We start from the raw sequence: 263 nt of genomic DNA on the forward strand, positions 1-263 counted from the left end.
ACGCGACGGCGCGCCGGATCGAGATGCACCCCGGCCTCGACGTCGTCGACCGGCCGCCCGCCGATCACGATCCGCCCCCGGGACGGTCGGACGAGCCCGGCGATCGCCGCGAGAGCCGTCGACTTGCCCGCCCCGTTGGGACCCATGAGCGCCGTCGTCGTGCCGGGCGCGACGTCGATCGCGAGGTCGAGCGCGAACCCGCCGCGATCGACCGTGACGTCCACGGCGAGTCCGCTCACCTGGCCACCACCCCCGGCAGCCAG

General features: G+C 75.7%; 1 protein-coding gene. It reads right to left on the reverse strand.

Annotated elements, in window-relative coordinates:
* Positions 1 to 239, reverse strand: a 239-nt coding sequence (locus FJ658_RS15570) for an ATP-binding cassette domain-containing protein (RefSeq protein ID WP_181408522.1), incomplete at its 3' end; no start/stop codon positions are given.
* Positions 240 to 263 lie beyond the last annotated feature (24 nt).

Origin of the sequence: Schumannella sp. 10F1B-5-1, assembly GCF_006517535.1 — a bacterium.
GTDB lineage: Bacteria > Actinomycetota > Actinomycetes > Actinomycetales > Microbacteriaceae > Schumannella.